Annotated in this window: 12 protein-coding genes; 4 read left to right on the top strand and 8 right to left on the bottom strand. The window is 74.2% G+C overall.

Annotation, left to right across the window (positions count from 1 at the left end):
* Nucleotides 1-6: 6 nt before the first annotated feature.
* Nucleotides 7-699, bottom strand: a complete 693-nt coding sequence (locus WCD41_RS01500; RefSeq protein WP_337711603.1) for a TetR/AcrR family transcriptional regulator — start codon at nt 697-699, stop codon at nt 7-9.
* A 283-nt stretch (nt 700-982) separates the two neighbouring features.
* Here WCD41_RS01500 and WCD41_RS01495 point away from each other — a divergent pair, with 283 nt between their 5' ends.
* Together WCD41_RS01495 and WCD41_RS01490 are read left to right on the top strand one after the other, a co-directional pair.
* A complete protein-coding gene (locus WCD41_RS01495) occupies nt 983-1354 on the top strand; it encodes a hypothetical protein (RefSeq protein WP_337711602.1) in 372 nt (123 codons plus the stop codon).
* A 19-nt stretch (nt 1355-1373) separates the two neighbouring features.
* A complete protein-coding gene (locus tag WCD41_RS01490) occupies nt 1374-2120 on the top strand; it encodes an SDR family NAD(P)-dependent oxidoreductase (RefSeq protein WP_337711601.1) in 747 nt (248 codons plus the stop codon).
* Here WCD41_RS01490 and WCD41_RS01485 read toward each other — a convergent pair.
* Nucleotides 2108-3205: an LLM class flavin-dependent oxidoreductase gene (locus WCD41_RS01485; RefSeq protein ID WP_337711600.1), complete on the bottom strand. Its 1098-nt coding sequence runs from the start codon at nt 3203-3205 to the stop codon at nt 2108-2110. The genes WCD41_RS01490 and WCD41_RS01485 overlap by 13 nt on opposite strands.
* A gap of 63 nt (nt 3206-3268) precedes the next feature.
* Here WCD41_RS01485 and WCD41_RS01480 point away from each other — a divergent pair, with 63 nt between their 5' ends.
* Nucleotides 3269-4576 (top strand): phytoene desaturase family protein, encoded by a 1308-nt coding sequence (locus WCD41_RS01480; protein ID WP_337711599.1) that lies wholly within the window; start codon nt 3269-3271, stop codon nt 4574-4576.
* A 285-nt stretch (nt 4577-4861) separates the two neighbouring features.
* Here WCD41_RS01480 and WCD41_RS01475 read toward each other — a convergent pair whose 3' ends face one another.
* Both WCD41_RS01475 and WCD41_RS01470 read right to left on the bottom strand, forming a co-directional pair.
* Nucleotides 4862-6565 (bottom strand): class I adenylate-forming enzyme family protein, encoded by a 1704-nt coding sequence (locus WCD41_RS01475; RefSeq protein ID WP_337711598.1) that lies wholly within the window; start codon nt 6563-6565, stop codon nt 4862-4864.
* A 145-nt stretch (nt 6566-6710) separates the two neighbouring features.
* Nucleotides 6711-7463: an enoyl-CoA hydratase/isomerase family protein gene (locus tag WCD41_RS01470; RefSeq protein WP_337711597.1), complete on the bottom strand. Its 753-nt coding sequence runs from the start codon at nt 7461-7463 to the stop codon at nt 6711-6713.
* A 58-nt stretch (nt 7464-7521) separates the two neighbouring features.
* Here WCD41_RS01470 and WCD41_RS01465 point away from each other — a divergent pair, with 58 nt between their 5' ends.
* Nucleotides 7522-8724 carry an enoyl-CoA hydratase-related protein gene (locus WCD41_RS01465; RefSeq protein WP_337711596.1) on the top strand — a complete coding sequence of 401 codons (1203 nt, stop codon included), beginning with the start codon at nt 7522-7524 and terminating at the stop codon, nt 8722-8724.
* Here the strand turns inward: WCD41_RS01465 and WCD41_RS01460 are convergent.
* The 4 genes from WCD41_RS01460 to WCD41_RS01445 form a co-directional block, all read right to left on the bottom strand.
* Entirely contained in the window at nt 8721-9449 is a 729-nt protein-coding gene (locus WCD41_RS01460) for a dienelactone hydrolase family protein (RefSeq protein ID WP_337711595.1), read from the bottom strand. The two genes, WCD41_RS01465 and WCD41_RS01460, sit on opposite strands and share 4 nt — an antisense overlap.
* A gap of 134 nt (nt 9450-9583) precedes the next feature.
* Complete coding sequence (locus tag WCD41_RS01455) at nt 9584-10165, bottom strand: TetR family transcriptional regulator (RefSeq protein WP_337711594.1); 582 nt, start codon at nt 10163-10165, stop codon at nt 9584-9586.
* On the bottom strand, nt 10146-11693 hold the full coding sequence (locus WCD41_RS01450; protein WP_337711593.1) for an AMP-binding protein: 1548 nt from the start codon (nt 11691-11693) through the stop codon (nt 10146-10148). The genes WCD41_RS01455 and WCD41_RS01450 overlap by 20 nt, the downstream gene beginning before the upstream one ends.
* On the bottom strand, nt 11690-12184 hold the full coding sequence (locus WCD41_RS01445) for an ester cyclase (protein ID WP_337711592.1): 495 nt from the start codon (nt 12182-12184) through the stop codon (nt 11690-11692). Before WCD41_RS01445 ends, WCD41_RS01450 begins: the two co-directional genes overlap by 4 nt.
* Nucleotides 12185-12213: the final 29 nt, after the last annotated feature.

Genomic DNA, 12213 nt, shown 5'->3' with positions numbered 1-12213 from the left:
ACGCGGTCAGCCGGCCGGGGCGCTGCGTCCCCGCTGCTCGCCCGGCACGCCGCCGCACCCCGCCCACACCATCGCCGCGGTGCGCGCCGCCCAGTCCTCCGCGAGGGTCTCGCCGCGGGCGGCGTGGGCGAGCCACGAGCCGGTGAGCAGGTCCTCCGCGGTCGTGTGGTCGGCGTGGGCCCGCAGGTCGCCCGCCTCGATCCCGGCGCGCAGGCAGGCCCGCAGGCGCGCGCGGCACGGGTCGACCAGGCGGTGGCGGATCTGGTCGCGCACGCGGGGGTCGGCGCCCTCGACGAACGCCGTCGCGACGAGGGCGGTGGCGTCGTGGTCGACGACGAAGCGCCGGAACCGGGCGAGCTCGGCGACGAGGTCGGCGAACGCGTCGCCGGAGGGCCTCGGGCCGTCGCCGTCCGTGCCCGGGTCGATCGTGGACAGCGCGGCGACGGCGAGCTCGATCCGCCCGGCCCACCGCCGGTACACCGCGGCCCGCGTCGTGCCGGCCTCCTCGGCCACCGCGGCGACCGACAGCCCGGGGAGCCCCTCGCTGCGCAGGTGGCGCAGGGTGACCTCGAGGACGAGGCGGTCGATCTCGGCGTTGCGGGGCCGGCCACCCACGTGGGCGGCCCCGTCACCGGACGCCACCGGTCGCGCGGGCGGCGCCGCCGGGGGGCGCGCGGGATCGTGCTCGGCCACGGGCATGCCATGTAGGTGGCCCCACCGCACCGATACACAAACGTGTCGTATTGCGGCGCGGAGTGACGGACCAGGCGGCGCCGCCCTCGCTCTCACGGGCGGCCACCGTCGCTGGGCCAGGAGGGTGATGAGTGTTCCTGAGGAACCTGGTCCATCCGGGGTGACTGACACGGACCGTGTTGCTCGCGGGGGTGTGGCAAGGATAACGTTTCGATCGATTCGATACATGGCTGGTGTGTATCGCCGGGGGCGGACGACAGGCGGAGACCCAGCCGGGGAGGGACGCGCAGTGATCACCAATCGCGATCTGGACGTCATCGGGCTCCGCGACCTCACCGGCATCACCGACCCCGCACCCGCACGCCCGCCGTCGGCGGGCGACGGTGTCAGCTACGAACTGTTCCGCGAGGTGCCGCCGTCGCGGGACGGGTGGTCGCTCCTGTGCCGCCGGGCGGGCCGTGTCGCGTGGTCGATGCCCCTGGCCCCGCGCGGCGCGGCACCCCGGGTCCGCCCGAGCGTCGCGCAGGCGGTCGCCGTGCGGGTGCTCACCGAGCAGGGCGTGTTCGTCAGCGGCTGGAACCACCTCGACGGCACCGATCCCGCCACCGACGAGCACTTCGTCGCCCGCCGCCCGCACGGCGCGACGGCCCTGCCGGTCTGAACGATCTACGCTCGCCCCTGTGGCCTGGGCGCTGGTGGCGGGCGGTTCCGGTGGCATCGGCCGGGCGGTGTGCCGTCGGCTGGCCGCCGACGGGTGGGACGTGGCGCTGACCTACCGCTCCCGTCCCGAGGCGGCGGCCGCCGCGGCGCGCGACGTCACCGACGCCGGCCGCCGGGCGGTGACCGTCGCCCTCGACCTCGAGGACGCGGCCGCGACGGCCGAGGTCGTGCGCACGGCGACGCCGGAGCCCCCGGCGGCCGTGGTCTACGCGGCGGGCCCGCACATCCCGATGCGGTACCTCTCGTCGATCACCCCGGAGCGGTACCGCGCGCAGATCCTCGGCGACACCGTGGCGGCCTACAACCTGCTGCACCCCGCCATGGCGGTGCTGCGCGAGACGCGCGGGAGCATCGTCGCGCTCGTGACGCCGGCGATCGAGCGGTACGCGAAGAAGGACGCGCTCTCCTCGGCGCCGAAGGCCTCGGTGGCCGCGACCGTCCGCGGGATCGCCGCCGAGGAGGGCCGCTACGGCGTGCGCGCCAACTGCGTCGGCGTCGGGCTCATCGAGGGCGAGGGCATGTGGCGCGAGCTCGTGGCGCGCGGCGACTACACCGACGAGCTGCTCGACACCGCGCGGCGCAACCTGGCGCTGCGCCGCTTCGGGTCGGTCGAGGACGTCGCCGAGGTCGTCGCGTTCCTCGTCTCCGAGCGCGCCGGGTGGATCACGGGCCAGACCGTCGACGTCGACGGCGGCTACGCGCTCTGAGCCCCGCCGATGTCGCGGTGCGGGTCGATCGCGGCCAGCTTCGGCAGGACCTCGTCGGCGTAGACCTCGAGCGCACGCTGGGCGACCCCCTGGGGCATGCCGCCGAAGGCGAACAGGTTCACGACGCCGCCGGCGTCGAGGGCGCGGACCCGCTCGACGGTCTGCTCGACGAGCTCGTCGGGGGTGCCGCCCATCTGCAGGTCGGCGAGGAACCGGTTGAACGCCGGCAGCCCGTGCTTGGCGATGTTGCGACGCAGCCCGGCGTAGTACTCGTAGCCGGGCACGTGTTCCAGGCGGGCGTCCGTGAACTCGTAGTGGTCGATCGTCGAGCGCGCGTAGGCCATGGCGTACTCGTCGTGCAGCTCCCGGGCGCGCACCGGGTCCGGGTCGACGGTGGTGAAGTTGACCAGCACCGGCGGGGGCGGGTCGACGTCGTGGATCTCCCGGAACAGCTCCCGGTACTCCGCGGTCTCCCGGACGGTGACCTCCCACGGCTTCTGCGCGATCAGCATCAGCCCGTAGCCCAGCGTCGCCATGATCCGTGCCGACTCCGGCGACACCGCCGACGCGTACGTGCGCCCGCGGAAGGTGGTGAACGCGGGCGGGTGCAGCTCGGCGCGCGGTTGGCGGTAGAGCTCGCCGTCGGAGGAGATCGCCCCGGACTCGAACGCCGCGGAGATCGCCGTCGCGTACTCCACGAACCGCTGCCGCGACTCCCCCATCTCGAGGCGGAACCCGTCGAACTCGATCGACCCGAGCCCGCGGCCGAGCCCGAGCACCACGCGCCCGCCCGACACCGAGTCGAGCCAGGCGATCTCCTCGGCCACCCGGACCGGGTCGTGCCACGGCAGCACCATGACCATCGTGCCCAGCCGGGCGTGCGTCGTGCGGCCCGCGAGATAGGTCAGGAGCTGGGCCGGGTTCGGCATCATGTGGTAGCGCGTGAAGTGGTGCTCCGCGGTCCAGATCGACCCGAAGCCCCGCGGCTCGGCCTGGTCGGCCAGCGCGAGCCCGCCGCGCACCACGTCGTGGTCGTCGCGCCCGTCCTCCAGGCCCTGGAAGAAGAGCCCCATCCCGATGTGCATGGCGCCTCCCGTTCTTGAATCCAGACTAGAAAAAATGCCGGACGTGGGCAACGATCCGGAGCCATGGAGCAGCACGACGTCGACGTCCTCGTCATCGGTGCCGGCGCGGGCGGGCTGTTCACCGCCGCCCGGCTGGCCCACCGCGGGTACCGGACGCTCGTGGTCGAGCGCCTCGACCGCGTCGGCGGCCGCGCGTCGAGCGAGGTGATCGACGGCTTCACCGTCAACGACGGCGCGATCGTCATCGAGACCGGCGGGATCACCGAGCAGACGTTCGCCGAGGTCGGCGCGCGCTTCGACGTGCGCCCGGCGAAGCCCCCGATCCTCTACCGGATCGGCGGCAAGGACGTCGACGTCACCGGCGGCGGGTGGGGGTTCCTGCTCTCCAAGCTCACCCGGCAGGGCGCGAAGCTGCTCGACGGTCTCGGCGCCGCGCGGACCGACGACGGCCTGCCCGACGGCGAGCTCTCGACCGCCGACTGGGTGCGGCGCTACACCGGCAACGAGAAGGTCCACGGGATCTTCCGCAACATGTGCGCGTCGATCTTCGCGGTGTCGTCGGAGGACCTGCCGGCGGCGGTGTTCCTGACCTACTTCACCCGGCGCAGCGCGTTCAAGAAGTTCGGCTTCTGCCCCGAGGGGACGATCGGGGTGTGGCGCGCGCTCGCCGACGCCGTCGAGGGACACGGCGGCGAGGTGTGGCTCGACAGCGAGGTGACGTCGCTGGACCTCGGCCCGGACGGGACGGTCAGCGGTGCCACGGTGCGCCGCGGCGACCGGTCCGTGGCCGTGTCCTGCCGGGTCGCCATCAGCGACGCCGGCCCGGCCGCCACCGCCGACCTCGTCGGGCGTGACCGCCTCCCCGCCGCGTACGTCGCCGACGTCGACACCACGCCGTGCGCGATGCTCGTCGTCAACTTCGCGAGCCCGGAACCGCTCGTCGAGGCGCCGGGGCTGCTGAGCTTCGCCACCACTCGGCGGATGTGCTACGTCGCCAACTTCACCGCGACGTGCCCCGAGATGGCCCCGGAGGGCTGGCACCTCTACAACGGCACCTCGGTGCCGGAGCCCGCGACCGGGGCGCTCGACGAGGAGAAGGAGCTCGAGCTGCTCTACGGCGACCTCCGCGAGCAGATCCCCGGGTTCGACGGCGCCCGCGTGCTCTCGACGACCGTGTGGCGCGACGCCTGGCCGCCGCAGCGCGCCGTCGCCGGCCACGACCTGCCGCACACGACGCCGATCGCGAACCTCTGGAACGTCGGCGACGCGGTCAAGCAGTACGCGAACGGCGGCACGACGGCGTGCGCCGAGACCGCGGCGCTCGTCGTCGACGAGATCGCGGCGCGGTTCCCGGTGGCGGCGATCCGCTAGCGGTCGCGCCGTGCGGCGCCTGCTGAGGCACGGGGGTGTCTCAGCCTGGCGGCCACGCTGACGTTGGACGTCAGGAAAGCCGCCACGATCATGGAGGCGCGCCCCGGACGAGACCGGGCGCAGCGGTGATCGCTCCCGGTGCTCCATCGACCACCTGTCAGTCAGGTGGTGTACGGAGCAGCCACAGCGATCATGCTCCGGCCGACGCCGGACAACCTCACGCTAGGGCCCTGCGCCCCGCACCCACCCCCACATACCGCGGCATGGGCCGACCCTCGGCGGGGGCTAGGCCGGAGCCGGCTGACCGTCGGCGACCATCCGCGCCAGCCGGAACTTCTGCACCTTGCCGGTCGGGGTGGTGGGCAGGTCCGTGGCCTCGAGGAACACCACCCGGCGCGGCACCTTGAACCGCGCGAGCTGCTCCTTGCACAGCGCGACGAGGTCGTCGGCCGTCACCTCGAACCCGGGCTTGGCGACGACGCACGCGACGCCGATCTCGCCCCAGCGCTCGTCGGCGACCCCGACCGCGAAGGCCTGGCTCACCCCCGGGTGGCGCGAGAGGACCTCCTCGACCTCCTTGGGCATGACGAGCTCGCCGCCGGACTTGTAGAGCTCCTTGCTGCGCCCGGTGAGCACGACGTAGCGGTCCTCGGTGAGGTAGCCGAGGTCACCCGAGCGCACCCAGCCCTCGTCGTCGAGCGCCAGCGCGGTCTCGGCGGGCTTGCCCCAGAAGCCGAGCATGTTCGTCGGGCCGCGGGCGGCGAGCTCGCCCTCCTCGCCGGCGGGCAGCGGCTCGCCGGTCATGACGTCGATCGTGCGGTACTCGGTGAGGTCACCGTTCTTCGACAGCCCGGCCGCGCCGGCCAGCTTGACCCGGCCGACCGTCCCCGAGAGGCGCTCGAACGGGTCCTCGGGCAGCGACAGCGTCATCGCCCCGCCCTGCTCGGTCATGCCGTAGCCGGTGACGATCTCGTCGACGCCCAGGGTGTCGCGCACCTTCTCCCACAGCCACACCGGCGCGGGCGCGGCGCCGGAGAGGATGGCGCGCAGGCTCGACAGGTCACGGGCGGCGAGGTCGGGGTGCTCGAGGATCGCGACGGTCATCGTCGGCACGCAGAGGATGTCGGTGGCGCGGTGGCGCTCGATGCCCTCGAGGTAGCGGCCGGGGTCGAACGCGGTCTGCGGGATGATCGCGCCGCCGACCATCATCGCCGCCATGAGGCCCTCGACGTAGCCGAACATGTGGTAGCAGGGCAGCGAGAACAGGATGCGCCGCCCGTCCTCGAACGCCCGGGTCAGCGCCGACGCGTAGCCCGTGCGCTGGCTCGCGTCGTGGGTGATGAGCACGCCCTTCGGCGAGCCGGTGGTGCCGGACGTGTAGAGGATGTCGGCGACGTCGTCCGGGGCCGCTCCGCGGCCTGCGCTCCCGCCCGGGTGCTCGCGCCCGAGCTGCTCCAGGTCCTCCACCGACCCCACGCCCTCGCGTGACCGGCCGTCGGTGGACAGCGTCACGACGCCCCGCAGCTCCGGCAGCGCCGTCTGCTCCCCCACATCCCAGCCGGGCGCGATCTCGTCGAGCATCCCGAGGTGGTCGAGCCCGGCGAACCCCGTCATGGTGATCAGCAGGTTCGCCTGCGACTGCTCGAGGACGTAGCGCAGCTCGTCGGTGCGGTAGAGGTAGTTGAAGGGGATCGCGACGGCGCCGGCCCGCGAGATCGCGAACTTCAGCGGCACGAACTCGACGTAGTTGGCCATCACCAGCCCGACCCGGTCACCCGGCCGCACGCCCAGCGCGACGAGGCCGTCGGCGAGGCGCTCGGTCCACGCGGCGACGTCGGCGTAGGTGACCGTGCGGTCGTCGGTGATCACCATCGGGCGGTCGCCGAACTCCTCGGCGCACCGCGCGAGCCGCTCGTGCAGCGTCATCGGCGTCCACGCCGAGAACCGCTGCCGCAGCGCGTCGCGCCGCTCCTCGAGACTGGCACCCATCGCACACCACTCCTGGCGTCGGTCCCCCGTTTTTTAGTCGCGAGAAGAATATGTGGCGGTCGTGACCCGGACCACCCACAGATGCGTGACCGGTCGACCACGGCGCGTACACGACAATCGCGCGTGATCTCCGGGGCGCCGTGCTCTACCGCGCGCGGAACCGGGCCAGACGCTCGCTCACCGCGGGGTCGGCCAGGTGCTCCAGCACCACCTCGGTCTCGCGTGCCAGCCCGTCGGAGAGCGGCGCCCGCAGACCCTCGTGCACCAGCCGTTTCGTCCGCGCCGCGGCGCCCGGGTCGGCACGCAGCAGCCGCGCGACGACGTCGTCGAGCAGCGCCTCGAACCCGTCGGCGGGCGCGCTGCGCCAGGCCAGCCCGAGCGCCACGGCCTCAATGCCCGAGAGCCGCTCGCCGAGCAGGATGTGGGTCAGCGCGCGCTGCGCCCCGAGCAGCCGCGGCAGGCGCTGCGAGCCGCCGCCGGCGGGGACCTGGCCGAGACGCGCGTGGTTGTCGGCGAGCAGCGCGTCGTCGCGCACCACCACGACGTCGGCGGCCTGGACGAACTCGAAGCCCCCCGCGGTCGCCGAGCCCTCGACGGCCGCGACGACCGGCACCGGCAGCGTCGCCACCACCGAGCAGGCGCGGTGGAAGGCCTCGAACAGGCGACGCAGGTCGCCCTGTGCGCCCAGCCGGGTCACCTCGTCGACGTCACCGCCCGCGCAGAAGTGCCCGCCGGCCCCGCGGACGACGATCACGCGGGCCCGCGCGGACAGCTCGACCAGCGCGTCGTGGAGCCCGTCGGCCAGCCCCACCGTGATCGCGTTGCGCGCCTGCGGGCGGTTCAGCACGACGTGCCCGACGTCCCCGTCGAGCCGGGTCAGCACCGGTGCGTCCGACACGGTGACTCCTCTCCCACAGCGTGTTCTAATCCATATTAGAAGAATGAGGAGGCCCCGCATGGAGTCGCACGAGAAGACGGCCCGGCTGCTCTACGACGCGCTGGCCACGGGCGACCGCGCGATCCTCGACACCCTGCTCGACCCGGCCTTCGCGGGCGAGGCCACCGAGGGCCTCCCGTTCGACCTCGGCGGCACCCACGACGGCGCCGAGGCGATGATCCGCGACTTCTGGTGGGCGATCGGGCGGCACTACCGCGCCCGTGCCGAACCCGCCGAGTTCCTGGCGCTCGCCGACGGCGGGCTCCTCGTCCTCGGCCGCTACACCGGCTCCGCGCGCGAGGGCGGACGCGAGCTCGACGCGGCGTTCGCCCACGTCCTGACGTTCACCGGTGACGGCCGCATCGCCTCGCTGCGCCAGTACACCGACAGCGCCCGGTGGGCCGGCGCCACGCGGTCCGTGCCCGCCGGGCAGCGGGAGCTGCGCGTCGTGCGCTACGACGTCGCCGACGGCGTCGCGACGATCGAGCTCGACCGCCCGGAGGCCGGCAACGCGATCGACCCCACGATGGTCGAGGACCTCGACGAGGCCACCTTCCGCGCCGCGCACGACCCGGGGGTCCGCGCGGTCCTGCTCCGCGGCACGGGCCGCAGCCTGTCGGTCGGCGGCGACCTCGCGTACTTCACCCGCCACGCGGACGACATCCCGGCGCGCCTGCGGGGGATCATCGACCGCTACCACGTCACCCTCGACCGGCTCGCCACACTCGACGCGCCCGTGGTGTGCGCGGTGCACGGCGCGCTCGCCGGTGGGGGGTTGGGGCTCGCGCACGTCAGCGACATCGTCGTCGCGGCCGACGACAGCAAGTTCGCCGTCGGCTACGGCGCGATCGGGCTGGCCTCGGACGGGGCGAACACCTGGTACCTGCCCCGCCTGGTCGGGATGCGGCGCGCCCAGGAGATGTTCCTGCTCAACCGCGTGCTGACCGGACCCGAGGCGCTCGAGGCCGGGCTGATCACCGAGGTCGTGCCGGCCGCGGACCTGGCGGCGCGGGCCCGGGAGCTCGCGACGACCCTCGCCGCCGGGCCCACGCAGGCGTTCGGCCACATGAAGCGCCTGCTGCTCGCGAGCCAGGACGCCGACCTGAGCCGGCAGCTCACCGAGGAGACCCGGCGCATGACCGCGACCGGCGCGACCGCCGACGCGCGCGAGGGGATCACGGCGTTCGTGGAGCGCCGGCGCCCGGAGTTCCGCGGGCGTTAGCGCAGCAGGTGGCGGGCGAAGAACCGGTTCGCGTCGTCGCCCTCGAACGCCGGGACGCCGGTGTGCCCGCCGGTGTTGGCGTGGAGCGTCTTCTCCGCGGAGCCGAGCGCGTCGAAGACGTCCAGGGCCCGCTGCCGGTCGTTGTCCACGTCGTCCCACTGCAGCAGCACGAGCACCGGGACGGTGACCCGCCGGGCCTCCTCGACGACGGCGCGGGGGACGTAGCTCCCGGCGAACAGCAGCAGCGCTGCGAGGCGCGGCTCGACCACCGCGAGCCGCAGGCCGAGGGCGGTCACCCCGCCCGCGTACCCCACCGGGCCGCCGATCCCGGGCACCTCGAGGAGGGCGTCGAGCGCGGCCCGCACCTCGGGGACCGCCTCCTCGATGGGCGGGAGCACGAGCCGGTCGACGATCTCGTCGGCGACGGGGCCGCCGGCCCGCACCGCGCGGCGCAGGTCGGCGCGGGCCTCGTCGGCGACGGTGGACCGGGGCCGCTTGCCACAGCCGGGGAGCTCGAGGGTGGCCGCGGCGAAACCCGCCGCCACGGTGTGCCGGGCTCGGGCGGCCAGCCGCGGGTACATGGTGGGCAGCCCGCCGGGGTGGCCGAGCAGGATCAGGGGCGCCGGCGCGGCATCGGACGTCCAGAGGTATCCGGGGATGTCGTCCAGGGTGAACTCGCGCTCGAGGACGCCGTCGTCGAGGCGCCGTTCGGCGGTGAATCGCATGGTCGTGCCTTTCGGGAGTGCGCGGGGACGGCGCTCCCGGACGACCTATCGCCCGACCGTGACCCCGCAGGGGAGCACCCATGTCGCATCGCTCACGGGTCTCACCTCCTCGGTCCGCACGGCCTCGGGGAAAGCTAGCAGGGCGGCAGGCGCAGCAGCGCGAACACGGCGTCGGCGGTGCGCGCCGGGTCCTGCCCGGCGAGCCCAGCCGCGTTGAGGGCACCGATCAGGAGATCGCGCACCTCGCCCGGCTCCGGCCCGGCGGCCAGCGTGCCGTCGGCCTGGGCGTCGGCGATCAGCTCCGTCCAACGCCGCAGGTACTCGCGGCGCAGCGCGCGGAACCCCGGCGGCTGGCGTGCGGCGAACTGCGGGGCGAGCACCACCGCCGCGTAGTCCGACAGTTCCGCGAGCGCGCGCAGGTGGGCGTGGACGCCGGCCCGCAGCCTCTGCGCCGGTGTCCCCGTGGGCACCGCCATCTCGTCGAGCCGCCGCAGCGAGGCGCTGATGCCCTCCTCGAGCACCGCCTCGACGAGCCGCTGCTTGGATGCGAAGTGGAAGTAGATGCTGCCGGTCTGCAGCTCCGCCGCCGCCGCGATCGCGCCGAGGCTGGCACCCGCGGGCCCGTGCCGGGCGATCTCGGCCGCGGCCGCGTCGAGGATCCGGCGGCGCGTCAGATCGCCCTTGCCTCGCCCGACCTCAGTGGATGCGCCTGTCATGTCCGCGCCAGTATGGCTCCCGCAGGGTCGGCTTGATGACCTTGCCGGTGGCGGTGCGCGGCAGGGTGTCGACGACGTCGACCGACTTCGGGCTCTGGAAACCGGCGAGCCGGGCGCGGGCGAACGCGAGGACGTCGGCGGGGTCCGGCGCCGCCCCGGCCGGGACGATCACGGCCTTCACCGCCTCGCCCCACCGCTCGTCGGGCACGCCGATCACCGCGACCTCGGCGACGTCCGCGTGCTGCGCGAGCACCCGCTCGACCTCGGCGGGGTAGACGTTCTCCCCGCCGGTGACGATGCGGTCGCCGGCGCGGTCGACGAGGTGGATGCGCCCGGTGTCGTCGAGGCGGCCCAGGTCGCCGGTGCGCAACCAGCCGGCCGGGTTCAGCGCCGCGGCCGTCTCCTCGGGGCGCCGCCAGTAGCCGACCATGTTCTGCACCGAGCGCGTCCGGATCTCACCGATCGCGCCGTCGGGCACCTCGTCGCCGGTCTCCGGATCGACGATGGCCACCTCCACCCACGGATACGGACGCCCCGCGGACGTCAGCGCCGCCCCGCCCTCCCGGTGCTCCGCGGCGGAGAGCTGCGCGAACGCGCCCGTGGCCTCGGTCAGCCCGTAGATCTGCACGAAGTCGCAGCGCAGCGCCACCATCGCGCGCTTCAGGGCGTCCTCGCCGATCGGCGACCCGGAGTAGATCATCTGCCGCAGGCCGAGCGGGCGGGAGTCGACGCCGGGCACCGCGCAGAGGGCCGCCAGCATCGTCGGGACGCAGAACGCCGTCGTCACGCCGTGCGCCTCGATCGCGTCGAGCACCGCGGCCGGGACGAAGTCGGCGACGACCACCGCCCGGGCGCCGCGCGCCATCCCGGCCAGCGCCCACGCGAGCCCGCCCATGTGGAACAGCGGCATGGCGACGAGGCTGACGTCGCCGTCGCGGAAGCCCCACGCGGTCGCGATCTCGTCGACCAGCACGGCGAGGTTGGTGCCGTTCGCGAACATCGCGCCCTTGGGCCGGCCGGTGGTGCCCGACGTGTAGAGCTGGAAGGCGACGTCCTCCGGCGCCACCGGGCGCTCCGGGTCCTGCGCGGGGCCCACCCAGTCCGTGAACGACCGCCAGGAGGCGTCGCCGTCCACCGGGACGTCGCCGAGGACGACGACCCGCCGCCCCGACAGGACGTCCGCGAGCGCGGCCGCGACGGGCTCGTCGACCAGCACGACCGTCGTCCCGGAGTCGTCGATCATCGAGATCAGCTCGTCGGTGGCGAGCCGCCAGTTGAGCGGCGTCAGCACCGCGGCGGCCAGCCCGCCGCCGAACAGGATCGGGAAGTACGACACGTCGTTGCGCGCGACGAGCACGACCCGCTCGCCGGGGGCCACGCCGTCGCGGACCAGGGCGGCGGCGACGGCGCGCGCCTGCTCGCGCAGCGCCGTCCACGTCGTCCCCTCGCCGGGACGCCCGGCGGGCTCGACGGCGATCGCGTCCGGCGCGGCGGCGCACCGCGCGTCCAGCAGCGCGCGCAGGCTCATGACCGCCCGCCCCGGTGGACGCCGATCTGCTTCATCAGCCCGAGCAGGTCGTAGGTCGCGTTGAGGTAGCACGCGCGGTCGCCGCGGAAGTCGAAGACCTCGAGCCCCGCGAAGGAGAACGGTCGCCCGGTGCCCTCGATGCCGGGCGGGTCGAGGCGGCCGGAGAAGTGGCCCGTGCCCCGCCAGTGGAACGCCGCCCGCGCCCGGTCGTCGGCGTACAGCGGCGGCGCGGTGACCTCCCACTGCAGGTCGGGATAGGCGCCGAGCACGTAGGCGATGTAGCCCTCCGCGGCCGCCGGCCCCTGCACCGCCCAGCCGGTGTGGCGCGTGGTCGGGCTGTCGAGGACGAAGTCGTCGGTCAGCAGCTCGCGGCAGAGCTCGGGGCGGTTCTCGTTCCACGCCCGGATCCAGCCCTCGTACCAGCGCACGGCGAACGCGCGGTCCAGCACCGCCGCGTCGCACTCGGGGACCACCACGCCTGTCTCTAACATGCGTTAGAATCTAACGAGAAACAGATTCG

The organism is Actinomycetospora aeridis (assembly GCF_037400275.1).
GTDB lineage: Bacteria > Actinomycetota > Actinomycetes > Mycobacteriales > Pseudonocardiaceae > Actinomycetospora > Actinomycetospora aeridis.
Note: the sequence above shows the minus strand (reverse complement) of the source record. Positions and strands in the feature narration are given on the sequence as shown.